The 24876-nt window shown below is 63.3% G+C and carries 21 protein-coding genes; 12 read left to right on the top strand and 9 right to left on the bottom strand.

All coding sequences use genetic code 11. From position 1 onward, the window contains the following. Positions 1–1035, top strand: coding sequence for an MraY family glycosyltransferase (locus tag P3T42_RS13585; RefSeq protein ID WP_429306340.1), 1035 nt, complete (start codon positions 1–3; stop codon positions 1033–1035). A 5-nt stretch (positions 1036–1040) separates the two neighbouring features. After that, the gene (locus P3T42_RS13580) at positions 1041–2924 is read left to right on the top strand and encodes a polysaccharide biosynthesis protein (RefSeq protein WP_429306339.1); all 1884 of its coding nucleotides are present in this window, start codon (positions 1041–1043) and stop codon (positions 2922–2924) included. Between the two features lie 113 nt (positions 2925–3037). Here the strand turns inward: P3T42_RS13580 and P3T42_RS13575 are convergent, their stop codons facing one another. Further along, positions 3038–4141, bottom strand: a complete 1104-nt coding sequence (locus P3T42_RS13575) for an MraY family glycosyltransferase (RefSeq protein ID WP_074302147.1) — start codon at positions 4139–4141, stop codon at positions 3038–3040. A 203-nt stretch (positions 4142–4344) separates the two neighbouring features. On the opposite strand from P3T42_RS13575, the gene P3T42_RS13570 reads away from it, so the two are divergent. Together P3T42_RS13570 and P3T42_RS13565 are read left to right on the top strand one after the other, a co-directional pair. After that, positions 4345–4731, top strand: coding sequence for a hypothetical protein (locus P3T42_RS13570; RefSeq protein ID WP_074302146.1), 387 nt, complete (start codon positions 4345–4347; stop codon positions 4729–4731). Between the two features lie 248 nt (positions 4732–4979). Then, positions 4980–6638 (top strand): methyl-accepting chemotaxis protein, encoded by a 1659-nt coding sequence (locus P3T42_RS13565; RefSeq protein WP_429306338.1) that lies wholly within the window; start codon positions 4980–4982, stop codon positions 6636–6638. On the opposite strand, the gene P3T42_RS13560 is transcribed toward P3T42_RS13565, so the two are convergent. Together P3T42_RS13560 and P3T42_RS13555 are read right to left on the bottom strand one after the other, a co-directional pair. Beyond that, positions 6635–8506 carry a hypothetical protein gene (locus P3T42_RS13560; protein WP_429306337.1) on the bottom strand — a complete coding sequence of 624 codons (1872 nt, stop codon included), beginning with the start codon at positions 8504–8506 and terminating at the stop codon, positions 6635–6637. The genes P3T42_RS13565 and P3T42_RS13560 overlap by 4 nt on opposite strands. Before the next feature lie 11 nt (positions 8507–8517). After that, positions 8518–8904, bottom strand: a complete 387-nt coding sequence (locus P3T42_RS13555) for a GtrA family protein (protein WP_074302143.1) — start codon at positions 8902–8904, stop codon at positions 8518–8520. Positions 8905–9337: 433 nt separating this feature from the next. Between P3T42_RS13555 and P3T42_RS13550 the strand changes: the two genes are divergently transcribed. Next, positions 9338–9610 carry a hypothetical protein gene (locus tag P3T42_RS13550; RefSeq protein ID WP_074302142.1) on the top strand — a complete coding sequence of 91 codons (273 nt, stop codon included), beginning with the start codon at positions 9338–9340 and terminating at the stop codon, positions 9608–9610. A 240-nt stretch (positions 9611–9850) separates the two neighbouring features. Here the strand turns inward: P3T42_RS13550 and P3T42_RS13545 are convergent, their stop codons facing one another. After that, positions 9851–10126, bottom strand: coding sequence for a hypothetical protein (locus tag P3T42_RS13545; protein WP_429306336.1), 276 nt, complete (start codon positions 10124–10126; stop codon positions 9851–9853). 7 nt (positions 10127–10133) lie between these two features. On the opposite strand from P3T42_RS13545, the gene P3T42_RS13540 reads away from it, so the two are divergent. After that, complete coding sequence (locus tag P3T42_RS13540) at positions 10134–11147, top strand: glycosyltransferase family 4 protein (RefSeq protein WP_429306335.1); 1014 nt, start codon at positions 10134–10136, stop codon at positions 11145–11147. Positions 11148–11197: 50 nt separating this feature from the next. Continuing rightward, positions 11198–12565 (top strand): O-antigen ligase family protein, encoded by a 1368-nt coding sequence (locus P3T42_RS13535; protein ID WP_429306334.1) that lies wholly within the window; start codon positions 11198–11200, stop codon positions 12563–12565. Here P3T42_RS13535 and P3T42_RS13530 read toward each other — a convergent pair. Then, positions 12501–13496 carry a glycosyltransferase family 2 protein gene (locus P3T42_RS13530; RefSeq protein WP_074302141.1) on the bottom strand — a complete coding sequence of 332 codons (996 nt, stop codon included), beginning with the start codon at positions 13494–13496 and terminating at the stop codon, positions 12501–12503. The genes P3T42_RS13535 and P3T42_RS13530 overlap by 65 nt on opposite strands. A gap of 323 nt (positions 13497–13819) precedes the next feature. Here P3T42_RS13530 and P3T42_RS13525 point away from each other — a divergent pair, with 323 nt between their 5' ends. Next, positions 13820–15121: an ArnT family glycosyltransferase gene (locus P3T42_RS13525; RefSeq protein ID WP_429306333.1), complete on the top strand. Its 1302-nt coding sequence runs from the start codon at positions 13820–13822 to the stop codon at positions 15119–15121. Between the two features lie 84 nt (positions 15122–15205). Here P3T42_RS13525 and galE read toward each other — a convergent pair whose 3' ends face one another. The 4 genes from galE to P3T42_RS13505 form a co-directional block, all read right to left on the bottom strand. Next, positions 15206–16234 carry a UDP-glucose 4-epimerase GalE gene (gene galE, locus P3T42_RS13520; protein WP_429306332.1) on the bottom strand — a complete coding sequence of 343 codons (1029 nt, stop codon included), beginning with the start codon at positions 16232–16234 and terminating at the stop codon, positions 15206–15208. Between the two features lie 12 nt (positions 16235–16246). After that, on the bottom strand, positions 16247–17383 hold the full coding sequence (locus P3T42_RS13515) for a glycosyltransferase family 4 protein (RefSeq protein WP_429306331.1): 1137 nt from the start codon (positions 17381–17383) through the stop codon (positions 16247–16249). A gap of 18 nt (positions 17384–17401) precedes the next feature. Continuing rightward, the gene (locus P3T42_RS13510) at positions 17402–18187 is read right to left on the bottom strand and encodes a glycosyltransferase (protein ID WP_429306563.1); all 786 of its coding nucleotides are present in this window, start codon (positions 18185–18187) and stop codon (positions 17402–17404) included. A gap of 125 nt (positions 18188–18312) precedes the next feature. Further along, positions 18313–19587, bottom strand: a complete 1275-nt coding sequence (locus P3T42_RS13505) for an oligosaccharide flippase family protein (protein WP_429306330.1) — start codon at positions 19585–19587, stop codon at positions 18313–18315. A 255-nt stretch (positions 19588–19842) separates the two neighbouring features. Between P3T42_RS13505 and P3T42_RS13500 the strand changes: the two genes are divergently transcribed. The 4 genes from P3T42_RS13500 to waaA all read left to right on the top strand — a co-directional run bounded on the left by P3T42_RS13500 (position 19843) and on the right by waaA (position 24804). Further along, positions 19843–21237 carry a phosphomannomutase/phosphoglucomutase gene (locus P3T42_RS13500; protein ID WP_429306329.1) on the top strand — a complete coding sequence of 465 codons (1395 nt, stop codon included), beginning with the start codon at positions 19843–19845 and terminating at the stop codon, positions 21235–21237. 187 nt (positions 21238–21424) lie between these two features. Beyond that, on the top strand, positions 21425–22426 hold the full coding sequence (waaC, locus tag P3T42_RS13495; protein WP_074302135.1) for a lipopolysaccharide heptosyltransferase I: 1002 nt from the start codon (positions 21425–21427) through the stop codon (positions 22424–22426). 124 nt (positions 22427–22550) lie between these two features. Beyond that, complete coding sequence (locus P3T42_RS13490) at positions 22551–23435, top strand: Kdo hydroxylase family protein (RefSeq protein WP_429306328.1); 885 nt, start codon at positions 22551–22553, stop codon at positions 23433–23435. Between the two features lie 67 nt (positions 23436–23502). Then, positions 23503–24804: a lipid IV(A) 3-deoxy-D-manno-octulosonic acid transferase gene (waaA, locus tag P3T42_RS13485; RefSeq protein ID WP_429306327.1), complete on the top strand. Its 1302-nt coding sequence runs from the start codon at positions 23503–23505 to the stop codon at positions 24802–24804. Positions 24805–24876: the final 72 nt, after the last annotated feature.

The raw sequence follows: 24876 nt of genomic DNA, 5'->3' as shown, positions 1-24876 counted from the left end.
ATGGTCATGCAAGCGCTTACGACGACGCCCTGGACGGCTATCGCACTGGCCGCCCTGGTGGCCGCCTGCGCCTGTGCGCTGATTCTGCTGGTCCTGCTGAGAACGGGCCTCGCCTGGCGTCTCGCCACGGATATCCCGAACGATCGTTCGCTTCATGTCCGGCCCACGCCGCGCGTCGGGGGCTGGGGCATCGTGCCGGTCGCGGTGGTGGGCATTCTGCTGGCCGCGCCGGGCCTGTGGTGCGCGGCCGTGGCGGCGGCGTTCCTGGCCGCCGTGTCGCAGGTCGACGACCGTCGCGGACTGCCGGCTCGCGTCCGCTTTGCGGCCCATCTGATCGCCGTCGCCGGCTTCGTGGTGCTCTATCCGGCGCCGGTGCCGTGGGTGATGCTCGTGGCCCTGTCGATTCTGATGATCTGGCTGGTCAATCTTTACAATTTCATGGACGGCGCGGACGGTCTCGCCGGCGGGATGGCGCTGTTTGGCTTCGGCGGCTATGCCGTGGCCGCGCTGAGCTCGGCCCAGCCGCTGCCCGAACTGGCCTTGGCGTGCGCTTTGGTGTCGGGAGCGGCGCTGGGCTTCCTGTTGTTTAATTTCCACCCCGCACGGATTTTCCTGGGCGACGCCGGCTCGATCTCGTTAGGCTTTCTTGCCGGTGCTTTGGGCTATTGGGGCTGGCTTCGCGGCGTCTGGCCCATCTGGTTTCCGGTGCTGGTGTTCGCGCCGTTCATCACCGATGCCTCCATCACCTTGGCGCGCCGCCTGTTGCGCGGCGAAAAATTTTGGCAAGCGCACCGGGAGCACTACTATCAGCGTATGGTGCGTTCAGGGATGGGCCATGCCAGAACCGCCATCACGTGGTATGCGGTGATGGCGGCTGGCATAATGATTGCGGTGTATTTGCTTGGCCGGCCTCCGGCTGTTCAATGGTGCGTTGTCGCTGCATGGATCGTCGCGCTCTGTCTGTTGGGCGTGGCAGTAGATCTGCGTTGGCGTCGCTTTCAATCAACACTGTCTGAACAATCCTCTGAGGTATGACGCAGATGTTAAAAAATAAAGCCTCTTTGCTGTCCCTCAGTGCCTTCCTGTTCGATCTGTTTGCGGTCGCGGCGGCATGGCTGACCGCCTACGTCATTCGCTTCAACGGCTCCGTCCCGGCTGACTTCATGGGCGGGGCGTTGCATTCGCTGTTCTGGGTGCTGCCGGTATACGGCGTGATGTTCCGCATCTTTGGCTTGTACCGCGGCATGTGGGTGTTCGCCAGTCTCCCGGATCTCATGCGGATCTCGAAGTCGGTTATCGCCGGCGCGCTCGTCACGATGGTGGTCTCGGTGATGGTGCAACCGGTACCGATCGTGCCGCGCTCCGTGCTGGTGGTCTCGCCGCTGCTGCTGTTCCTCGTCATGGGCGGCACTCGCGCGCTCTATCGCGCGACCAAGGAGTTCTATCTCTACGGTGGTCTCGTCGGCCAGGGCAAGCCGGTCGTCGTGCTGGGCGCGGGCTCCGCAGGCGCGAGCCTCGCCCGCGAATTGTCGCGTTCGAGCGAGTGGCGTCTGGTTGGCCTGCTCGACGACGATGTAGCCAAGCATGGCCGCGAAATCTACGGCTACAAGGTGCTGGGCTCGATCAGCGAGTTGCCGCAACTGGCCGAGTCGCTCAAGACCGAATACGCCATCATCGCGATTCCTTCTGCTTCTGTTGAAGCACAGCGCCGCGTGGCGACGCTGTGCGTGCGCGCCGGCGTGCGTGCCATGGTGTTGCCGGCCCTGACCACGCTGACGCAAGGTCAGGCGTTCCTGTCGCGGGTCCGGCAGATCGACCTCGAAGACCTGTTGGGACGTGATCCGGTGAAGATCGATACGCCGCACGTCGAAGCCCTGCTGCGCAATCGCGTGGTGATGGTGACGGGGGCAGGCGGCTCGATCGGTTCGGAACTGTGCCGTCAGATCCTGCGTTTCGAGCCGGCGCAACTGATCGCTTTCGATCTGTCCGAGTACGCGATGTACAAGCTCACGGAAGAGCTGCACGACCGCTTCCCGGGCTTGCCGGTGGTGCCGGTAATCGGCGATGCCAAGGATTCCTTGCTGCTCGACGAGGTGCTGTCGCGCCATGCGCCGCACATCTTGTTTCACGCGGCGGCCTACAAGCATGTGCCGTTGATGGAAGAGCAGAACGCGTGGCAAGCGGTTCGCAACAACGTGCTGGGCACGTACCGCGTGGCGCGGGCGGCGATCCGTCACGATGTGAAGCACTTCGTCCTGATCTCCACGGACAAGGCGGTCAATCCCACCAACGTGATGGGCGCGAGCAAGCGTCTCGCGGAGATGGCGTGTCAGGCCTTGCAGCAAACCAGCTCGCGCACCCAGTTCGAAACGGTGCGCTTCGGCAATGTGCTGGGCAGCGCGGGCAGCGTGATTCCGAAGTTCCAGCAGCAGATCGCCAAGGGCGGTCCGGTCACCGTGACGCACCCGGAGATCACGCGCTTCTTCATGACGATTCCCGAGGCCTCGCAACTAGTGTTGCAGGCGTCGAGCATGGGACGCGGCGGCGAGATCTTCATTCTCGATATGGGCGAACCCGTGAAGATCGTCGATCTGGCGCGCGATCTGATCCGTCTGTATGGGTTCAGCGAGGAGCATATCCGCATCGTGTTCACCGGTCTGCGGCCAGGTGAGAAGCTGTACGAAGAATTGCTCGCCGACGACGAAACCACCACTCGTACGCCGCATCCGAAACTGCGGATCGCTCAGGCGCGCGGCGTGCCGGATAACCTGCTGGACGAATTGTTGCCCTGGTTGATGCAGCACCGTGTGTTGCCGGATCAGGACGTACGGCGCGATCTGCGTCGCTGGGTGCCGGAATATCAGCCGACGCTGGCGCCGCCGCTGCAGAGCGTGCCTTCGGTCACCAACGCTCGCGCTTCGTAGCAATGTAGCGCTGCTTCTGGGCGCTGCGGCGCTCGACTCGGGCAGGTAGAGGTAGCGAATCCATCGCGACAGCAGCACGGTACGACAAGAAAAAGGCGCTTATGCGCCTTTTTCTATGCCCGCCGTTTCTTCCTCACCACCAGCCATCGCGGCGACTTGAAGCGCACGATACTCACATAGAGCCACACGTAGGTCGCGGCAAACACCACCACGAAGCAGAACAGATGCAGCGTGTGCCGCCAGAACAACGTGGCCGGGATCACGGCCACCAGACACAGCAGCCACAGATACGGCGAGGTCAGCGAATTGCGCCGCGTCAGCTCGCGTGCTGTGCGTGCGCCCACGGCCCAGCGCATCAGCCGCTTGTAGACCAGCATATGCAGGTGGACGCCATCGGGAATCCCCGGCGACATCCCGCGAATGAATTTCTTCCGGTAGATCGAGAAACACGTCTCGAAGATCGGGTACATGAACAGCAGCACCGGATACCACGCCGACACATCGCGGTTGCGCATCACCAGCATGATCGACAGTTCCGCGAGCATGAAGCCGATGAAGTACGCGCCGCCGTCGCCGAGAAAGATCAGGCCGGCCGGAAAATTCCAGATGAAGAAGCCCATCACCGCGCCCATCATGATGAGCGACGCGGACAGCACGATCGGATCCGACACCTCGAACGCCACATACGCCAGCGACGCGAACATCATGAACGCGACCATCGAGGCAAGCCCGTTGAAGCCGTCGATGATGTTGACGGCATTCGCCAGCGCCGCCACGGCCAGCACCGTGACCGCGCAGGAAATGACCGCATAGGACAGCAGAAAATCGAGCGGCGGCACGCTAATGCGCGTGACGGCGATATTCAGCAGGAAATAGGCGAGGGCAGCGGCCGCCATCGTGCAGACGAGCCGCGCGAGCGGCGAGACGCGCTTGGTCAGGTCTTCCACCAGTCCCGAGCCGAAGGCCGGCAGGCCGCACGCCACGAGCCCCAGAATCCCCCCGGACACAGCCGGATACGCGTGATGCAACTGCAAGGCCGACACCACCAGGCCGATCAGGATGCCCGTGCCGCCGATCCGCGGCACCGGTTGCGCGTGGAATTTCTGCACGCCGGCCAGATCGGTATCGGTGGAGAATTTTTCATGCAGATGCGCGTAGCGCACGATCAACAAGGTGATCAGCAGAGAGACGAGAAACCCGAGCGCGAAACTGAGCATGAAGGTGAGCCTGAGCGAAGACGCCGCATTATACAAACGAAACGAACGGGCCTCGAAAAGCGGCCCGGGACGGACTACAGTTTCAGTCAGCGACCCTCTCGCTGATGGCCCTGGAGCCCCGCGCAGCAAGGCACGGCTTCGCCACTGAAAAGAATCGGCCGTTCCGTCATACTGCTGGTCTACTGTTTGACTGATTGACACCCATGTTTGGCAAGTTCACCGTTGCTTTCATTCTGTTTTCTATTGCTGGCAGTGCCTTGGCCGACGGCTATTCGCACCCCGTCGTGATGACCGGTGTCACGCAAATGGCCGACACGGCCGAGCTGCACTTCGATCCTGCTCCCAAAGACACCGGCACGCTGGTGATTCTGGGCGATCACACGAAAACGCCGAAGCAAAGCTACCCATTCGTCTACAGTTTGCCGACCCCGCAGCGCGGAACCGTTGACCCGGCGGTCAACCTCGATTTCAGCGGCAAGCAGAAGCTGACCATCCTATGCGACCCGCGCTCGGATAACTGCATGTCAACCGGCTATGTGACCCTCGGGGCCGCGACCTTTTCCATGCTGTGGAAAGTTACGCAACACTAAGCGTCTCTCCGTAATGGGGTGGCCCGATTCACCCCTTGCACGAAGCATTGCGCATATTTCGCGTACGTCCCGGACAGCATTCAGCCTCCCGCTCCCACATAGTGACTCCGTAACCCCCCGAAACCCTTGCCTGTCATGGATTCCCCCTATCTAGCCCGGGGTCCGGACGACCGTTAACGCAGAGGCGGCGAGGTGCGAACAGGGAGCTTTGGTCGTGCGCCGCTCGACCAGGACGTTACGGAGAAACAATGCTAAATAACATCACCATTCGGGGCGGATTGACGCTGGTCATCGGCGTCTTCGTCGCGTTCTTGCTGACCGTGATCGGGGTCGGATACGGCGCGCTCAAGCTCGCGAGCAACGGCTTGCACGATGTGCAGCGCAATTCGGTCGCGTTGACGCATCTGAACGCCAGTTCTGCGAAGCTGTTGCAGGTGCGGCTCGCATTGGGCAGTTACGAGACCCTGTTCAGCGTCGGCAAGCAAACGGACGATCTGCTGCCCGCTGCGCACAAGGTGCTGATCGAGTCGAATGACGATTTCCACACCTATGCGGCAGGTCCTTTCGGCAGCGACGACGAGCAGCGGCTCGCCCATGCCGTGGAGACGGCCCGATCGGCATTGGTCGATCAGGCCATCGAGCCGGAATTCAAGGCGCTTGCCGATAACGACTTCAACACCTTCCGCAATATCCAGGGCGAGACCGCCAACAGTTTCTACGCCACGTACGCGAAAGCGATCGACGCGCTCGAGCAACTGGAAGCCGATAACCAGCAGCGTCAGGCCGACACCGCCGGTGCGCGTTTTCGCATTGCCACGCTGCTGTTTGCGGCGATCGGCGTGATCTCCATCGTGATTGGCGTGCTGGCGCGCGTCGGTCTGTCGGCGGCGGTGATCCGGCCGGTCAACCAGACCATTCGCCATTTTCAGCGTATTGCCGCGGGCGATCTGACGATCGCCGTCAAGGTGCGTTCGCGCAACGAGATGGGCCAGTTGCTCGGCGCCCTGACGCAGATGCGCGATGGCCTGATCGACACGGTATCGAAGGTGCGCGGCAGCACCGGCGCGATTACCCAGGGTGCGAATGAGATCGCCTCGGGCAACGCCGATCTGTCGCGCCGCACGGAACAGCAGGCGGCGGCGCTCGAGGAGACCGCGGCCAGCATGGAAGAGCTGTCGGCGACGGTGAAGCAGAACGCCGACAACGCGCAGCAGGCCAACCGCCTCGCTCACGGCGCGCTGGAGACCGTGACGCGCGGCGGCACCGTAGTGGGCCGCGTGACCGAAACGATGGAGGGCATCACCACCTCGTCGCGCAAGGTGGCCGAGATCATCGGCATGATCGAAGGGATTGCATTCCAGACTAACATCCTCGCGCTGAACGCCGCCGTCGAAGCCGCACGCGCGGGCGAACAGGGACGTGGCTTTGCGGTAGTGGCGTCGGAAGTGCGCAGTCTCGCGCAGCGCTCCGGTACGGCGGCGAAGGAGATCAAGGAGCTGATCGGCGAGTCGGCGGCCAAGGTGGAGCAGGGCGCATCGCTTGTGGCCGAAGCGGGCAAGACGATGCACGAAGCGATGCAGTCGGTCGAACGCGTGACCAGCATCATGGGCGAAATCGAAGCAGCCGCCCGCGAACAAAGCGAGGGCATCGCGCAGGTCAACAAGGCGATTACCCAGATCGACGAGGTCACGCAGCACAACGCCGCGCTGGTGGAAGAGGCGGCTGCAGCGGCGAAATCGCTGGAAGAGCAGGCGTCCGTGTTGCGCGAGGCGGTGTCCGTGTTTCAGCTTGAAGCGGGCGAGTCGCGGGCGGACGAGGGCAGCGACGAATCGTTTGCCGCCAGCGGGCGCGGGAGATCCTCAGGTCAGCTTGGCAGCGGCGCAGTGGCGCCGCTTCAGGCGGCCTAGCGTAGCGAGACCTGACACCACTGATAGGGATAATTCCCCTGGCCGACATAGGCCCGATGGATCGAACACTTGAGCGGATCGATGAGAAAGCCGTGTTGCTCAAGGATCGCTCGGGCCTGCTCCACCGAGCGCTGGGTGTCGGCCGCGGGGTCGTGTACGTCGTCGGCGCGAAGGCCTAGTTGACATGCAGGTCCTTGCGACGACGCACCGGAAAGCCACTGGACGCTCGCGTGCAAGCGAAAGCGGGACACCGTCCACTGCAGGCGCTTGCATGCCTCGGTGCTGCCGGTGAAGCCGATCTCGTCCGCGATCCGGTTCATCTTGGCCACGAACTCGATCCGCCAGTTATCTTTGACCTCAAATACCGCGAAGGCCGGGCCGCCGCGTTGACGCACCAATTGCCGCACGTGCTCGTCATAGAGAGGCGTGCCAGGGAAATTCCCGCCTATCTGCGTGAACGCGACCGTGGCGGGAAACAACGTCGCGAGCCATCCCCAGGCGGGATCTCCGCCTACGATGATCGCGGTTGTCGTTTGTGGCGAGTCGAGGCCCGGCGTCTCCGCACGGAACGCCTGACGCGCCCAGCTCTCATGCCCCCATGTTTCGACGCCGCCCAGCACGACGACGAGCGTTGTCACGCTCAAGGTCCACGCGGCGATCCGACGGGCAGTGAGATAGGCGCTCAACTGCGTCAGCAGCAGGAAGGCGACGAGCGGCGTCAGCAACTCCATGGGGACGACGTAGCGGTAAATGCTGAACAGCTTGAGCCACAGCAGATAGCCGAGCGCGACAAACGCAACGATGTAGCGCGCGCGTGGATCAAGTGCTTTGCCGTGCGAAGAGGAACGGCGCAGCGTGCGAAGACCGCAGAGCGCTATCCATGCCCAGAACAGGACATACACCACCGGCCAGATCCACTGATGCAGTGTCGCCTGACCGACCCGCTTGGAGTGCAGCGAAAACAGGAACGGCCATAGCACCGTCTCGAGCGTCGTCTTCGGAAGCCAGCTTGTATCGGCCACACCGACGCGCGGAGTCAACGCATTCGGGAACACGGAACTGAACTGCGGGAAGACAGGATTCCCGAAGGTCTCCCACATTTTCCACAGCCAGTACCCGCCGCTGAGCGAGAGCCCAACAAGCACGCCGATGCCGAACACAAACGCGAGACGAACCCGGGCGAGAGGCGTGGCAGGGAACAGCAGCAGCGAGGCACACAGCGCGACGGCGTAGATCACATTGGTCAGCTTCAGGCCCATGCCCACACCGACCAGCAATCCGCCCAGAACCGCTATGCCGAACGACTTTGCGGACGCGCTTGCGAGCCGGTTCCAGTACGTCAACAGCACGAGCAGCGACGCGAGGCTGAACAGGGCGGTCGTGTCGTCGCCCATGGTGTTGCCCAACTCGGAGAGAAAATTCGCCGTCAGGATGCCCGCTATCGCGAGCAGAAGCGGTACACGGTAGCGATCCTCGGCCGGCAGATCGGGCAGCGCGCGACGCGCAATCGCCAGCAGCAGTACGAAATTGAGCCCGTGAATGACGCCCATCAGAAAGCCGACGAGCGGTGCCGACAGATAGGCGTTGAGCACGTAGTAGCCGACATCGAGCATGGGATTGAAGTAAGTCTGCATCCCGGCCGGGGCGAAATCGGTGTGAAGCTTGTCGTGCAAAAACGCGAAAGCGTTGTACAGGTGGTAGTTAAACAGGTCCCAGTTTTTATCCTGGCCCAACCATAGCGACCACAGGCCGAACAGCAAAGGCACGCCGACGCGGGCAGTCGCCAACGCGCGCGGCGTATTCAGATCAACAGAGAGAAGTCGCCGCCAGACCGACTTGCGGGGAATAGTGCTTTCTACCGTATTCATGTTGGCGGGACTCAGCGTTGCCTGAAGACCCACAGCTTGGCCGAGGCAAAATTCACGACCATGCCCGCCAGCGATCCCACCGCGACGCCCACAATAGGCAGGAACGGCAGCCCCTTGAGCGTGAGCACGGTCGCGCTATAGGCACCGTAGTTGACGACGCCGCCCACCGACATCGCAGCAAGATAGCGCCACCACTCAACCCACGCCGACTCGCTGCGCACCGAGGTGAAGGTATAGCGGCGGTTGATTTGCCAGGTGGCCCATACGGCGCACAGGAACGACACCGCGCGGCCGGCGAAGTAACCGAGACCCACGGCGAGCGCGAGGTACAGAATGCCGGCGTCCACCACGAACCCTGCGACGCCCGCGATCAGGAAACGAATCAGTTGCTGGCGCATGCTAGTGAGCGCTCCAGCCGGGTACGTGCAGCTTGATCGAGAGACGGGGGCGCGTAGGGCGGGGTCCAGCTTCAAGGCGTTCGCTGGAACGCGCATTGAGCTGCGATCCCGTCGGCAGAACCGGGCTCGTCTTGGTCTTGGATAGCTTCACGATAGTGGGTGACATCACAGCAGGCGATGAGTAGGGCAAAGGGGCCCGATGCAGGGCCAGCGTCGACTGGGCGGGATTTTAACCTCTGGCGCGACCATTCCGGCAAAATGCGCTACGCCCAAGAATTTTGGACTGACACACTGCGAGGCCCATTCCGCCGATACAATCGCGTGGCCGAAACACTCGCCGTTACTCACCGCTCACATGCCTAGCCTTTTGATCCATCGTCGATTCCCAGGGCCCGCGTTCATGAATTTGCACGCCTCACTTTGGCGTGTTGCGATGAGAAGGAGTGCCTACCTCGCGAGCATCGGGGTCCTGTCTGCCTGTACCACGGTCTCGAGTGTCGACTCGCGGCAGGACGGCCACCTGACCCTGATGAGCCGGGCTCGCTGGAGCTTCACGTCGTGGAATCACGTCAGAACCGTCGGGACGAAGCGCGCCGCGGCCTACTGCAAGGACCAGGGCAGACAATTGCATGTCGTCGCCGTGCACACCGAAGGCGTCTGGGGCGTGACGGATCAGATGATCGAAGTGGTGTTCGACTGCTATTGAGGCATCACCTCCTTCGAGCGAGGTTAAGGGGTTCTCTCCCCGTCCCACCGGTCGTACGTTTCATCGGCCGGGCCGGGAAATCACATTTGTAAAAGGCCGGCGGCGCGCTAAACAGGCGCGCGGGTGGTGCGGTTTCGCTCGCCTTCGCAATCGGCACCCTTGATATGCCGGAAGCATGCTGAGCATTCGATATTGTTTTTGGCAGGCATCGTGATGTTACAATTTGTTTCATGGTGCCATTCAGTTATTTCTTCGCCCGCCGTTAACGAAGAGAGCCGCCCGTGCGGGGTGAGCGGCCAGGCACAGCGTGCCCGATGTCAAACAAGATTTAATAACTTTCAAATGCCACATTACGCGATCTTTCAATGTTTCTGTCGTTACCCGGCTGATGAAGATCGCAGTAAGACCCTTGCTGTCCGGAGCTAGCCCGGCGATTGACCCGTTCAATCCCGGCGACAAAATTCGCGCCATTTCGCCAATGACGAACACATTTAAATCCAGCCCCGAACCAGTCATTCATCTCGTGAACGGATTCCAGAATCCGTACGGCGGCAGCGAGCAGGAGACCCTCCATCTTGCCAGGCTGCTGAACACGCGGAGCGAGGTCAAGCTGTGGTCGTCATCGTCCCGGAGTTCGCCTGAACTGGTCGAGCAGTTCGGCATCAAGACGCTCGGACTCGCGCCGGGACATCGGCCGAATGGCGGGACCTACGTCTTCGTCGGCTCGCACTGGCGCCACAGGACGTGGCCGTATCTCGGACCGGTACCGCAACGGCTGATTTACGTCTACAACACGTTTCATCCGAAGATCCTGACGCTGACTTCAACGCATCCGAAGCTGCTGCGTTGGCCGGAGACGGAGTACGTGTTCATCTCCGAGTTCCAGAAGCGCCAGGTGGGTGTGGATGGCGTGGTGCATCCGTCGCCTATCGACATTGAGCAGTTCAAACCAGGCTTGCCCGCAACGCGCAGCCGGCCTGTCGTCGGCCGGATGAGCCGCGATACCGCGGACAAGCATGATGACGAAGACCTCGCGCTGTACCGGGAGTGGTCGGCCCAAGGCGTCGATGTGAGGCTGCAAGGCGCTACCACCCTCGCTGGAGCGCTAGGGGACCAGCCGAACATCGAACTCTTTCCGGAAGGCGCGACGCCGGCCGCCGATTTTATGCGCTCGCTCGATGTCTTCTATTATCGGACCGGGTCGCACGTCGAAACGTTTGGCCGAGTGGTGTTCGAAGCGATGGCCTGCGCGCTGCCGGTGGTGTGTCACCGGCGCGGCGGCTATGCCGACTGGATCCGGCATGGCGAGAACGGCTTTATCTTCGACACCACCGAGCAGGCGCGTCAGATTGTGGCCACGTTGCTGGCCGATCCTGCGCTGCGTGCGTCGGTCGGACAGCGCGCCCGGGAGACCGTCGAATCGATGTATTCGGCAGCCGCGCTCGACCAGCGTGCGCAATTCTTTACCGCGCAAGAGAGTAGCGCGGTCCGGCCCTATCGGAATCAGGGCGAGGAAGCCTTGGTGGCGAACCGTTGACAAGCTAAGATCTTCGAATCCAGAAGTTCATATAGCGAAAAGGTTTTCCGATGGTCGCACCGCACATCACCGGCGAAGTCACGCCACTGCAAACCGGAGCCGCCTCCACGGGCAGCGCCGACGCGCTCAAGCATGGTCACTCGGCAACGCTGGGCGTAGGCTGGCGGTCCCAATCGGAGTCGTATGCGCTGCTGCTCGCGAGAGTGTGTGCGCTTGTCACCTTGTGCGCGGTCCCGATCTCCACGGCGGGCGTGAATCTCGGCTCCGGGCTGGTGTTGCTGTTCGCCTTGCTGTCTCCCGAGGCGTGGCGGGCATGCAGAAAGATCTTTACGTCGCCGGTGAACGTCGCTGCGCTCACGCTGTTTGCTGTGCTCGGTCTGAGCATCGTCTACAGTGCGGCGAGCCATGACGAGGCGTTCAGCTTCTTGTTGAAGTACCGCAAGCTGCTGATGTTGCCGGTGCTGTTCGTGGTGTTCTACGGCAGCGACCGGTCGAAGTGGCAGGTCGCCGCGATATGGGGGCTGTTCTCCGCGCTGACGTTGAGCATGCTGCTCACGTACACGAACTTCTTCGGCTGGACCGCGGTGGGTCCCATGCACGGCAGCGACCCGATGACCAAAGCGTGGGTCTTCAAGGACCACATTTCGGGCGGCCTGATGATGGCGTTTCTGGGCTATCTGGCCATGGCGCTCGCCACGACGGTGCGCAAAGGCATCGGACGCTGGCTGCTGTATCTGGTCGCCGCGCTGGCGATGGTGAACGTCCTGTTCGTGCTAGAGGGGCGCACGGGGCAGGTGGTGGCGATCGCCTACATGGTGGTCTTCGTTGCCGTTCAACTTCTGAAATCGCGGCGCCAGGACCGGCGCACGCGCTGGATCGCCACAGTGGCGAGCGTTGCGGTCTGCCTGTGCCTCGTGGCCTATGCCTTCACCGCGAAGCATTCGCGGCTAGCGGAGACAGGGCAGGAGATCCAGCAATTCGAGGTCTACAACCAGAATACCTCGATGGGCGTGCGGCTCGAGTTCTATCAACGCAGTCTGGCGTTGATCCGCGAACGGCCGATTTTCGGCTATGGCGCCGGCAGCGTGCGCCCCGAATTCGAAAAGCTCGCGAAGAACAGCACCGGTGGCCACGCGGCCATGGCGAGCAATCCCCATAACGAGTTCTTTCTGATGGGCGTGCAACTCGGGCTGCTGGGCGTCGCGCTGTTCGTCTGGTTGCTCGTCGCGGTTGGGCGCGAATGCCGGCGGGTCGACACACTGGCGGCCACGGTCGTTGGCGGTTATCTGCTCGCTTTCGTGCTGGGGTGTTTCGCGAACTCGTTGCTGCTCAATTTCACCGAAGGGAATCTGTTCATTCTCCTGACGGGCATTCTGCTTTTTGGCGGTTCGTCGTCCCAAGGCTCACCTGATTCGTGAAGTAAAGCGGCCGGCCCTTGGTTTCGTTGAAGGTGCGGCCGACGTATTCGCCGATCACACCTAGCGTCATCAACTGGACGCCTCCCAGGAACAGGATGACGATCATGAGCGAAGGGTAACCGTGCACGCGGTCGCCATACATGAGCGCTTTCCAGAAGACAAACACGGCATACGAAAAGGCGAGCGCGGCGGTCCCCAGGCCCAGATAGGTGGCGAAACGCAGGGGCACCGTCGTGAAGGACGTGATGCCCTCAAGCGCGAAGTTCCACAGCTTCCAGTAGTTCCACTTGCTGACGCCGGCGTAGCGCGCGTCACGACGGTACGGCACCGCGATCTGATTGAAGCCCACCCATGCAAACAGGCCCTTCATGAAGCGATGATGCTCCTTGATCTGGCGTAACGCCTGAACGGCGCGCTGCGACAACAGGCGGTAGTCGCCTGTGTCGCGTGGGACGCGCACGTGCGCAACCCGATCGATCAGCCTGTAGAAGCAATGTGCCGTTGCCTTTTTCAGCCAGGTTTCGCCTTCGCGCGACTCGCGCTGCGCGTACACGACATCATGGCCCGCTTTCCACAAGCGGATCATTTCAGGAATCAGTTCGGGCGGGTCTTGCAGATCGGTGTCGATGACAATGACGGCTTCGCCTCGGGCGTGGTCGAAGCCGGCGGTCATCGCAATCTCCTTGCCGAAATTCCGCGACAGGTCGATGAGACTTACACGCCGGTCGTCGGCATGAAGTTGCCGAATGACCGATAGCGTGGCGTCGGTACTGCCGTCGTTCACGTACAGGATTTCTGCGGGCACATCGAGCGTATCGAGCACGGCCGACACCCGGCGGTGAAATTCGGGCAATACCTCTTGCTCGTTATAGGCCGGCGCAACGATGGTCAGCAGCGGCCGGTATTCCTCGACACCCGTGTTGTGTGACATCTCGATTCCCCGATACCGCTTCGCTTTGGATTGCGAACGGCTTTATTTAACCGGCACGAATGGAGACTGCCGGCTCATTTTCTAATAAAGAAAAGCCAAAATAGGCCGCAAACAAAGGGTGATAAACTCCGGCGCGCATGCGCGACGTACGCGTGCGAACGCCATTCTACAAGAACGCCGTCTCCTTCCGACCGGCATACGGAAAATCGATCATGAAACACGGGGAAACGCCTACGCTTTGGCGCTGGCTTTTGGTGGCCGCCGTTGTGAGTTTTGTACCCAGCCTTTTCTTCCCCTACGTTGGCGAGGAAGGCGTGTACACCATGACGACACTCGAAATGTGGCATGGGCATCTGTGGTCCAACCCGGTCCTGTACGGCAACGCATATGGCCGACCGCCGTTTCTGAACTGGCTGATGCTGCCTTTCGCCATGACGCTCGGTCCGGCACATGTGCTGGTGGCGAGCCGGTTGGTCACAGCGCTGGCAACCGTGTTCACGGCCGCGAGCCTGTTTGCGTTTGTTCGTGCGCTGGGCGGCACACGCCGCGCGGCATGGCTTGCGCTGCTGGTCTTTCTCAGCTCGGACGCGCTGCTTTATCACGGCTGGCTGGCGTACTCGGATCCACTCTTTGCACTGCTGACGTTCGGCGCCATGGCGTCCATCATGGTCGCTGCGAAGCGCAAAACCGTGGCGCCGATCGGCTTTGCGATGGTCCTGGTGACGGCCGCCTTCCTGACGAAAGCGCTGACCGCCTATGTCTTCGTGCTGGGGACGTGGGCGGTCGTTTTCTTGCGGCACCCGGACGCAAGGTCGACGCTACTTAAGCCGTCCGCCGTGCTCTGCTATGTCGCGGGCATCGCTGCCCCGTTTGCATGGTTCTACCTGACTAGCCGCACAGGTCTTGCCGGCCATGAGGGCGGCGCAATGACGGGGGATGTTCTGAAGCGGATGTTGCCGGCCAACCTGCTGGAGTGGTTGAGGCAAGTCGTCTCATTCCCGGTCGAAACGTTTTGCCGGTTTCTCCCGGTGTCCGCGGTCGTTGCGTATGGCGTGCTTCGAGGTCAGTCCTCGGGATCGAGTGAGACACGGTCATGGGAAACGACGGCGGCACTCGCAGCGGCGCTTAACTTCCTGCCCTACTGGCTCTCGCCTCAAGGCAGCATCCGCTACATTCTGCCGCTGTACCCGTTTATCGCGTTTGTGCTGGCCGGAAGGCTCGCCACGCTCAATGAACGCACGGTGCGAATCGCCGTGTACTGCGTGGCGGTGGTTATCGGACTCAAGTTCGTGGCGCTGGTGGTTTTTCCGATCGTCCAGACAAGACAGCATGGCGATGCGGCGGCTGTGGCGAAGTCGATCGTCGCCATCACCGGAGCCGATCGAATCTATACGGATGACCCTTCAAGCGCAGGCCTTTCTGTGAACGGCAACATTGATAGCCAGCGCTGGCCCGCTGCGCCGATCACCTGGGTCCCGGCTGACATGCAGGACGGCTGGCTGCTCACCCGGACTGCGGATCGACCGGGCACCGCCGTTGTCTGGACGGGCATGCTAGGCAAGGAACGTATGTATCTGCTTTGCAGCGGGCGAGCCTGCGCTGCGGCGGCTGTGAAGGCTCATTGATCCGTTGAGCCTTCCGGCGCGAGACGCCACGGTCCAACCAGTGACCGGGAGACCCATGTGTCCATGCGTCTCCCGGCAGAGCCTCTAGGCTCCCTCAAACCCCCGCGGATTCTTCTCCTGCCACCGCCAGTGATCCGCGCACATGCGCTCGATACCAAACTCCGCCTGCCACCCCAACAGCTTCGCCGCAGCAGCCGGATCCGCATAGCACGACGCCACATCCCCCGGACGCCGCGCCACGATCTCATACGGCACCGGCCGGCCCGAAGCCTTCTCGAACGAACGCACCACGTCGAGCACGCTATACCCCTGGCCCGTCCCCAGGTTCACCACAAAGCTCGCATCGTGCCTGACCAGCGCATCGAGTGCAGCAAGGTGCCCACGCGCCAGATCGACCACATGAATGTAATCGCGCACACCGGTGCCATCCGGCGTCTCATAGTCGCCGCCGAACACGCGCAGCTTCTCGAGCTTGCCCACCGCCACCTGCGCGACATACGGCATCAGATTGTTCGGAATACCGGCCGGATCTTCGCCAATCAGCCCGCTTTCATGCGCGCCCACCGGGTTGAAATAGCGCAGCGTTGCGATGCGCCAGCTCGGGTCCGACAGTTCGAGATCGCGCAGCACCTGCTCGGCGAGCAGCTTCGACTGCCCATATGGGTTAGTGGCGGACAGCGGGAACGACTCGTCGATCGGCGAGCTCTTCGGCACGCCATACACAGTGGCCGACGAGCTGAACACAAACTGCTTCACGTTGCGATCGCGCATCACGCCAAGCAGCGTGAGCAGGCTGCCGACGTTGTTGCTGTAGTACTCGATCGGCTTCGACACCGATTCGCCCACCGCCTTCAACGCCGCAAAGTGGATCGCGCCCGTGACCGGATGCGCGTCGAAAATGCGCTGCAACGCGGCTTCGTCGCGCGCGTCGGCTTCGTGGAACGTCACGCTCTTGCCGGTGATCTGCTCGACGCGCCTGAGCGATTCGCGATTGCTGTTCACGAGATTGTCGATCACGACGACGTCGTAGCCGCCGTTCAGCAGTTCGACGCACGTATGCGAGCCGATGAAACCCGCGCCGCCCGTTACCAGAATCGTGCCCTTCGTGGCCATGCTGTTGCTCCGTTAAAGTGAAACGCCCGTCAAGTTGCGAACCAGGTCTTTATATTTTTCTATCACTACGCGCTCGTCGAATTCGGCGGCGACTTTTTGCCGGCCGCGTTCGCCCATGGCGCGGCGCGCGGCGCCGCTCATGTCGAGCATCTGTGCGAGCCGCCCAGCCAGGCTCTCCGCATTGCGGACTTCGCACAGCAAGCCATTGACGCCGTCCGCGACCACTTCCCGGCAGCCGGGCACATCGGTCGCGACAATCGGCCGGCCCATCGCCGACGCTTCCATCAGCGTGCGCGGCACGCCCTCACGATACGAGGGTAATACGACACAATCCGCTGCGGCGATAAACGGCCGCACATCGTGCGCCTCGCCGAGATATTCGATCACGCCTTCCTGCTCCCACGCGGCCACTTCGTCGCGCGTGATGGCACTGGGATTATCCACGCCCACCGGCCCGAGCATACGGAAGCGCGCCTGTGGATAGCGCGCGCGCAAGCGTCGCGCGGCTTCCACGTATTCGCCCACGCCCTTGTCCCACAGCAGCCGGCCGATCAGCACGAAATCGAAATGCGGCTTGTCCGGCAGCGGCGTGAAGGCGAACTGCTCGAGATCGACCCCTTCGCCGTGCAACAGGCGGGCGCGTTCCGGATGCACGAGCAGCTTCTGATCGACGAACGCGGCCTGATCGTCGCGGTTCAAAAACCAGACCTCGCGCGGAAAGCGGAACGCAAACCGGTACAGCTTTTTGGCGACCTGCGCGGCGCGGCTCTGCTGGATGAAGACGTAGCCGAGCCCTGTCGTCACCGCGACCGAATCGACGCCTGCCAGCTTAGCCGCAATCGAACCGTAGATGTTCGGCTTGATCGTATAGTGAAACACGATGTGCGGCCGGATGCTCCGGTAGTGGCGGTAGAGCGCCCACAGCGTGCGCAGGTCGTCGCGCGGATTGGTGCCTTTCGACGCCACCGGCAAGTCGATGCAGCGGCAGCCCATGGCGCCCAGCAGATCGAAGGTGCGGTCGCGCGGCGCCAGCACCGTCACTTCGACGCCGCTTGCGACCAGCTCGCGGATCAGCCCTTGCCGGTACGTGTAGATTGCCCACGCAGTATTGCAGACGAGTGTAATGCGCAGCGAAACGTTGGACTTCATGGCGGTTTGACAGGGGCTTTAGTTTTGATGGCCGGCGCGCGACGACGCAAACAGCCTGCGCTTGACGGCCTGCAACGCGCGATAGGGCGTGACCAGATGCAGCAGATTCTTCGCGAGCCCCAGCCAGTCGTACAGATTGCCGGCGTTGAAGTAGCGCAGTTGCAGCCGCAGCGTCGAGCTGACCTGGCGGCGTCGTTTGGTGGCGCTAATGCCGCCTTCGTTCAGCTCGTAGTACAGGCCCAGTTCGGGCAGGTTCGCGCAGTCGTAGCGCTCCATCAGACGCAGGAACAGATCGAGGTCTTCGGCCGAGCGGTAATCCGCGCGATAGTTGCCCACCTCGCGCACCGCGTCGATGCGCAGCGTCATGGACGGGTGCGCAAGGCAACTGCGATAAAAGCGCAGGCGGCGGATTGCCTGAGGCGCGGAGGGCGGCGTCAACATGAAGAGCGGCTGTCCGGCGCGCGTGACCACCTGGGTCCACATGCCGAGACCGGCCACTCGCGGGTTCGCTTCCAGATAGGCACGCTGCTTCGCGAGCCGGTGCGGCACGGTCAGATCGCCTGCGTCGATCCGTGCCGCATAACGAAAGCCGCGCTCGGCGAGAGCGTCGATGCCGGTCTGCAGCGCTTTCTCGATGCCGCCGTTTTGCGGCATGCGCAAGACTTCGATCGTCAGGTTCGGCAGGGCAGGGGCGACGATCGGCGGCGTGCTGCCGTCGTCGACAATCAGCACGTGCACCGGCGCGTCTTCATCGAAAGAAGCCAGCGTGCGCTCGACGTCGGCCTGGCCGTTATACGCGGGCATCAACACGGCGACGTCGCCGAGGGCGGCATCCGACGCGCGAAGTGGGCCCGCAGGGTCTTGCGGACCGCGCGATGTGTGCGGCGCCGGCGCAGGCGACGGGTTGTGCGCGGAGGCGGATGAGTTCGTCATGAGCGCAGCTTGAGACGGATGTAGTAGAGGTTGACTGACGCGGCGGCCAGATAGCCCACCGCGAGTCCGACCAGCGCGCCATAGGCGCCGAGGCGCGGAATCGCCAGCAGGTTGACGACGAACGCCACGGCCAGCGCCAGCAGCCACTTCGCCAGCAACACGAACTTGGCCTGATATTTCAGCACGATCAGATTGCCGATCGCCTCGATGCCGGCCGGCACCGAAAGCCACACAGCCCAGCGGAAAATCCCGATCGAACCTTCGTAGTCCGGCCCGAACACGCGGCGGATGATGAGGCCCGCGAGCAGGTCGAGCACCACCGCGCCGCCGATCATCAAGGCCGCCGTCATGGCGGTCAGGCGCCACATGTTACGGCGCAGGTGAGCGGGTTCCTGCACGCGATAGACGAAGGCGGGCGCGATGGTCTGCGCGAGCATCAACGCGAGCGTGATCCAGTTCTCGTTGAGTTGCTGCGCGGCCGAATAGCGGCCGAGATCGGCAAACGAAATGGCCCGCTCCAGCATCAGCCGGTCGAGTTTCAGAAACAGGTACATGCAGATCAGGCCGAGCCAGAACACCGTGCCGGCGGTGGCGAAGTGGCGAAACAGCGAGCGGTCGAGATGCCAGCCGAGCGTGCCGCCATGCCGCCTGATGTAATAGACGAGCAGCACGGCGCCGATCGCCGCCGACTCCAGCGCCCACAACCAGCCGAAGCGCGAAGGCGTAGTCGCGGCCCGCACCAGCAGATACACGAGCGCGGCCTTCACGACCGCGGTGCTCATGCTGGTGAGCAATTGCGGCTTGCTGTAGGTCATGCTCTGCAGCCACGAATTGATCACGCCCACGAACGGCTCGCGAAACAGCATCGTCACGGCCAGCCCGGCCAGCATGGCGCCGACCAGCGGATCGGTGAGTCCGGCGGCAATGCCGGTCCAGGTGAGCAGCAGCGCAGCGGCCGAGACCGACAGGCGCAGCGCAAAGGCGCTGCCGAGCACGGTGCCCAGTTGTTCGGGCGGCCGCTTGACGATGGTCGGCACGAGGATTTCGGCCCCGCACACCCAGGTGATGGGCGAGAGCACCAGCAGCAGCGTATTGGCGTATTGCCACTTGCCGAAGGTATCCGGGCCGAAGTAGCGCGCCAGCATGCCGCTGATGACAATGGCCACGGCGATCTGCGTGACCCGTTCCAGCCCGAGCCAGACGATATTCGCAAACGCCCGCGTGACGTCGGGATTGGCGAAGCGAGCGGATAAGCCTTTGAGCGTCAGCATCCAGCGCCTGCCCGCCCGGCCCGATACGACACGGCTGTCGGTGCAATTGCCCACCTGGCCGTCTGGAGCGGCAACTTTGCGAATGGAGGGCGTCTAAGCATTAGAATAGTCGTCTGTAAGGCGTGTCTGAAAAGCGCAATTATAAGTTGGAACCGGAGTGCCTCCGGCAAGGGCGCAGCGCGATGACCACTCATGACGCGGAACACCCCCAGAAGGTGCCGGTCAACTTTTCCAATGCACGCAAGTGAGCCAACCATGATTTCCAAATCTATCTTCAAGGCGTATGACATTCGTGGCGTGATCGGCAAGACACTCGACGTTGAGACCGCTCGTCTGATCGGCCGCGCGTTCGGCAGTGAAGTGCGTGCTCAAGGCGGCGACGCCGTCGTGGTGGCCCGCGACGGCCGCCTGTCGGGTCCCGACCTGATCGCGGCGCTCTCCGATGGGCTGCGCTCGGCGGGCGTCGACGTGGTCAACGTCGGCATGGTGCCGACGCCGGTGGGCTATTTCGCCGCGAGCGTGCCGCTCAAGCTGGCAGGCGGCGAGCGCCGCGTCGACTCGTGCATCGTCGTGACGGGCAGCCACAATCCGCCGGACTACAACGGCTTCAAGATGGTGCTGCGTGGCGCAGCCATTTATGGCGAGCAGATTCTCGCGCTGCATCAGCGCATCGTCGACGACAACTTCGCCAGCGGCGCCGGCAGCTATACGGACTACGACATCGCCGACGTGTACCTCGAGCGCATCGTCAGCGACATCAAGCTGGCGCGGCCGCTGAAGATCGTCGTGGATACCGGCAACGGCGTCGCGGGTGGCCTCGCGCCCAAGTTGTTCAGGAAGCTCGGCTGCGAGATCGTCGAACTGTTCACGGAGATCGACGGCACCTTCCCGAATCACCACCCGGACCCGGCTCACCCGGAAAACCTTCAGGACGTCATCAAGGCCCTGAAGGAAACCGACGCTGAAATCGGCTTCGCGTTCGACGGCGACGGCGACCGCCTCGGCGTCGTCACCAAGGACGGCCAGATCATCTATCCGGACCGTCAGCTGATGCTGTTTGCCGAAGAAGTGCTGTCGCGCAACCAGGGCGCGCAGATCATCTACGACGTCAAATGCACGCGCAATCTGGCGAAGTGGGTGAAGGACAAGGGCGGCGTACCGCTGATGTGGAAGACCGGCCACTCGCTGGTGAAGGCCAAGCTGCGCGAAACCGGCGCGCCGCTGGCGGGCGAAATGAGCGGCCACGTGTTCTTCAAGGACCGCTGGTATGGCTTCGACGACGGCCTGTACACGGGCGCGCGTCTGCTGGAAATCCTCGCCCGCGTGGCCGATCCGAGCGCGCTGCTGAATTCGCTGCCCAACTCGCATTCCACGCCGGAATTGCAACTGAAGCTCGAAGAAGGCGAAAACTTCGAACTGATCGCGCGTCTGCAGAAGAGCGCCCAGTTCACCGGCGCGGATGACGTCGTGAAGATCGACGGCCTGCGCGTCGAGTACCCGGACGGCTTCGGTCTGGCGCGTTCGTCGAACACCACGCCGGTGGTCGTGATGCGCTTCGAGGCGGATAACGACGCCGCGCTCTCGCGCATCCAGGAAGACTTCCGCCGCGTGATTCTGGCCGAGAAGCCGGACGCCAAACTGCCGTTCTGACCGCTGCAACGGCGGCGGCGCGTGCAGCCGGCCAGAGGCTCGGCTGCACGCGCCAGCCTCGATCGGCGCCCCGCGCGGCGCGGTATCCACATACCGCGCCGCGTTTTTTCATGGTTTTTGCACGCGACGCGCTAAAATTGCCGTCCTTTCAACGCATCTTCTGGCCGGATGACCGGCGTTCCACTCCTTGAGCGTGCAAAAGATACTGATCGTGAGGGTGTCGTCGTTAGGCGACGTCGTTCACAACATGCCGGTGATCGCGGACATTCGCCGCCGGCATCCCGATGCACAGATCGACTGGCTCGTCGAAGAGAGCTTCGTCGGCCTGGTGCAGCTCGTGAGCGGCGTGCGCCGGGCCATTCCCGTCTCGCTGCGGCGCTGGCGCAAGCGGCTGCTGTCGCTGGAGAACTGGCGCGAGATCGGCGCGTTTCGCCGCGCGCTTGCCGCCGAGAAGTACGACCTGGTGATCGACTGCCAGGGGCTCATCAAGACCGCCTGGGTGGCCGGCATGGCGCGCGGGCCGGTGGTGGGCCTCGGTAATCGCACGGACGGCGCCGGTTACGAATGGCCGGTGCGCTTCTTCTACGACAAGCGCGTGCCGATCGAGCCGCGTACCCACGTCGTGGAACGCACGCGCCAACTGGTCGCCGCCGCGCTTGACGATCCCAAACCCCAACCCACCGACGAGATCGACTTCGGCCTCGATACCGGGCGCGCGGCGCTGGCGCTGTCCGAGGCGAATCTGAACCTGCCGGTGCCTTACGTGGTGTTCGTGCATGCCACCTCGCGGGCCGACAAGCAATGGCCCGACGCCGCGTGGATCGAGCTGGGGCAGTCGCTGGTGCTGCGCGGCGCGTCGATCGTGCTGCCGTGGGGCAGCGACGCCGAGCGCGTGACCAGCGAGCGGCTCGCCAAGGAATTCGGCGCCGCGGCCATCGTGCCGCCGCGGCTGTCGCTGCCGGCGGTGGTGGGGCTGATCGAAGGCGCGGCGGCCACGGTTGGGGTTGATACAGGTCTAGTGCATATCGCGGCTGCGCTGAAGCGGCCTACGGTCGAGTTGTACAATTTCGCGACCGCCTGGCGCACCGGTGGCTACTGGTCGCCGAATGTCGTCAATCTCGGCACCGCCGGCCAACCGCCGACACTGCAGCAGGTGAAGGCCGCGCTGACCGCTTTCGGGCTGTTGTAACGCGAGGGCGGCTAACCGGCGACCGGTCTGGCAGCCGGCTGCGAACGACCGGCGGCTGGCGACCGGCGACCGCAGCGGACCACCGGCCACCCGCATTACGCTCCATCCGCTTTCAAGGGCGACCATGAACGAAACCCAGATCATCGAAGTTGCAAGCGCTGACTGGCACGGACACAACCTGTCCGTGCCGCGCGAGACGCTGCTGGCCGGCGTCGAACGCGGCAAGGTGCTGTATTTCCCCAATCTGCGCTTTGCGATCGAAGGGGGCGAGCAGGCGCTGCTCGACCCGGCGCTGGCCGATCCGAACCGCAAGAACATCAGTCTCGAACCGAACGGCGGCGCGTTGCATGGCGTGGTGGGCGACGCGGTGACGCAATCGGCTGTGCGCGCGTTGATTGCGCGTTATCAGGCCAACGCCCGCACGCTGGTGGACGGCCTCTTCCCCGAATATGACGGCAAGCTGCGCGTCGCGCCGACGAGCTTGCGGCTGCATCAGGTGGAAACGCGTCAAACCTCGTGGCGCAAGGACGATAGCCGCCTGCACGTGGATGCTTTCCCGTCGCGCCCGAACTACGGCGAGCGCATTCTGCGCGTCTTCACCAACGTGAATCCGCACGGCACGCCGCGCGTATGGCGGGTGGGCGAGCCGTTCGAGGACATGGCCAAACGCTTCCTGCCGGCCATCAAGCCGCAGATGCCGGGTTCGGCGTGGCTGATGAACCTGTTGCACGTGACCAAATCGCCGCGCAGCGAATACGACCATCTGATGCTGAATCTGCACGACGGCATGAAGGCCGATCTCGAGTATCAGAAGTCGAGCCCGCAGGAGACCATGCCGTTTCCGCCGGGCTGCGTGTGGGTGTGTTTTTCCGACCAGACTTCGCATGCGGTGATGTCCGGCCAGTTCATGATGGAACAGACCTTCTTCCTGCCGGTCAAGGCGATGGCGCAGCCCGAGTGCGCGCCGCTTGGCATCCTCGAACGCCTCAAGGGCAGGGCGCTGGTTTGAGCGCCGCCGGCTTTGCGCGGGGCTGCGCCAATTTCGATTTCAATGCGGACGTGAGCGCGGAGTGCGGATGCTAAGAGCCTTCTATAACGCGCTCTGGTGGATCGTGGCGCCGCTCGCGGTGCTGCGCCTGTTGATCCGTTCGCGCAAGGAGCGCGGCTATCGCGAGCATATCGGCGAGCGTTTCGGCCATACGCGCGGACGGCTGCCGGAAGACGACGCGCCGTTGATCTGGGTGCATGCGGTGTCGGTGGGCGAGACGCGCGCCGCGCAGCCGCTGATCGAGGCGCTGCTGAAAGCGCGGCCCGATGCGCGCATTCTGCTCACGCATATGACACCGAGTGGCCGCGCCACCGGCGAGCAACTCTTCGGCGACCGCGTGCTGCGCAGCTATGTACCGTACGACATGCCGCATGCCGTGCGACGCTTCCTGCGTGCGTGGCGGCCGTCGCTCGGACTCGTGATGGAAACCGAAGTGTGGCCGACACTGATCGACGAGTGCCGGCGGGCCGATGTGCCGCTGGTGCTCACCAATGCGCGGATGTCGGCGCGCTCGTTCAGGCGGGCGGCGAAGTTCGGCAAGGGCACGCGCGAAGTATTCGGCGGCTTCTCGCGGGTGCTGGCGCAGAGTCCGTCGGATGCCGAGCGTTTGACGGCGCTGGGTGCGCGCAACGTGGCGGTGCTCGGCAATCTCAAGTTCGACATGACCACGCCGCCTGAACTCGCGGCGCGTGGTCATGCGTGGCGTGCGGCGATCGGCAGCCGCCCGGTGTGGGTGGCGGCGAGCACGCGCGAAGGTGAGGAAGAGCTGGTGCTGCAGGCGTTTGCGGCGTTGGGCGTCGAGGATGCGTTGCTGATTCTGGTGCCGCGTCATCCGCAGCGGTTTAACGAAGTGGCGGCGCTGGTCGAGAGGATGGGGCTGCGTTATGAGCGTCGTTCGACGTGGGCGCCGGGTGCGGCGGGCGGCTCGGCGCAGAGTGTGGCGCGGGCGTTGCCGGCGAACGTGACGGTGCTGCTCGGCGATTCGATGGGCGAGTTGGGCGCTTACTATGCGGCGTCGGATCTGGCGTTTATCGGCGGGAGTCTGTTGCCGCTGGGTGGGCAGAATCTGATCGAGGCGTGTGGGGTGGGCGTGCCTGTGTTGATCGGGCCGCATGTGTTCAATTTTACGCAGGCCACGGCCGATGCGGTCGCGGCAGGGGCCGCGGTGCAGGTGCAGGATCCGGCGGATCTGGCCCGGGCGCTGCGCGAGCTGTTCAACGACAAGGCGCGGCGCACAGCGATGGGCGGCGCGGCGTCGGCGTTCGCCGCGCGCCATCGTGGCGCGACGGCGCGCACGGTGGATGTGTTGATGGCGTTGGTGCCGGAGTGATCGGCGCGGGGGCGCTGGGTGGTTTGTTTTGTGCGGCGGTAAATCGTATATTCTGCGAACAATGGCTATCGA

Source organism: Paraburkholderia sp. GAS38 (genome assembly GCF_050434965.1).
GTDB classification, from domain to species: domain Bacteria; phylum Pseudomonadota; class Gammaproteobacteria; order Burkholderiales; family Burkholderiaceae; genus Paraburkholderia; species Paraburkholderia phenazinium_A.
The sequence above is the reverse complement of the archived record's forward strand: the minus strand, read 5'-3'. Positions and strand labels throughout refer to the sequence as shown.

Excerpts from the sequence above, each read along its gene's own strand:
- P3T42_RS13490 (WP_429306328.1), top strand. The coding sequence starts at position 22,551 with ATGAACGAAACCCAGATCATCGAAGTTGCAAGCGCTGACTGGCACGGA.
- P3T42_RS13530 (WP_074302141.1), bottom strand. The coding sequence starts at position 13,496 with ATGTCACACAACACGGGTGTCGAGGAATACCGGCCGCTGCTGACCATC.
- P3T42_RS13565 (WP_429306338.1), top strand. The coding sequence starts at position 4,980 with ATGCTAAATAACATCACCATTCGGGGCGGATTGACGCTGGTCATCGGC.
- P3T42_RS13535 (WP_429306334.1), top strand. The coding sequence starts at position 11,198 with ATGGTCGCACCGCACATCACCGGCGAAGTCACGCCACTGCAAACCGGA.
- P3T42_RS13500 (WP_429306329.1), top strand. The coding sequence starts at position 19,843 with ATGATTTCCAAATCTATCTTCAAGGCGTATGACATTCGTGGCGTGATC.
- P3T42_RS13555 (WP_074302143.1), bottom strand. The coding sequence starts at position 8,904 with ATGCGCCAGCAACTGATTCGTTTCCTGATCGCGGGCGTCGCAGGGTTC.
- P3T42_RS13525 (WP_429306333.1), top strand. The coding sequence starts at position 13,820 with ATGACGACACTCGAAATGTGGCATGGGCATCTGTGGTCCAACCCGGTC.
- P3T42_RS13550 (WP_074302142.1), top strand. The coding sequence starts at position 9,338 with ATGAGAAGGAGTGCCTACCTCGCGAGCATCGGGGTCCTGTCTGCCTGT.
- P3T42_RS13570 (WP_074302146.1), top strand. The coding sequence starts at position 4,345 with ATGTTTGGCAAGTTCACCGTTGCTTTCATTCTGTTTTCTATTGCTGGC.
- P3T42_RS13575 (WP_074302147.1), bottom strand. The coding sequence starts at position 4,141 with ATGCTCAGTTTCGCGCTCGGGTTTCTCGTCTCTCTGCTGATCACCTTG.
- P3T42_RS13545 (WP_429306336.1), bottom strand. The coding sequence starts at position 10,126 with ATGACTGGTTCGGGGCTGGATTTAAATGTGTTCGTCATTGGCGAAATG.
- galE (WP_429306332.1), bottom strand. The coding sequence starts at position 16,234 with ATGGCCACGAAGGGCACGATTCTGGTAACGGGCGGCGCGGGTTTCATC.
- P3T42_RS13515 (WP_429306331.1), bottom strand. The coding sequence starts at position 17,383 with ATGAAGTCCAACGTTTCGCTGCGCATTACACTCGTCTGCAATACTGCG.
- P3T42_RS13505 (WP_429306330.1), bottom strand. The coding sequence starts at position 19,587 with ATGCTGACGCTCAAAGGCTTATCCGCTCGCTTCGCCAATCCCGACGTC.
- P3T42_RS13510 (WP_429306563.1), bottom strand. The coding sequence starts at position 18,187 with ATGCCCGCGTATAACGGCCAGGCCGACGTCGAGCGCACGCTGGCTTCT.
- waaA (WP_429306327.1), top strand. The coding sequence starts at position 23,503 with ATGCTAAGAGCCTTCTATAACGCGCTCTGGTGGATCGTGGCGCCGCTC.
- P3T42_RS13560 (WP_429306337.1), bottom strand. The coding sequence starts at position 8,506 with ATGAATACGGTAGAAAGCACTATTCCCCGCAAGTCGGTCTGGCGGCGA.
- P3T42_RS13585 (WP_429306340.1), top strand. The coding sequence starts at position 1 with ATGGTCATGCAAGCGCTTACGACGACGCCCTGGACGGCTATCGCACTG.
- P3T42_RS13580 (WP_429306339.1), top strand. The coding sequence starts at position 1,041 with ATGTTAAAAAATAAAGCCTCTTTGCTGTCCCTCAGTGCCTTCCTGTTC.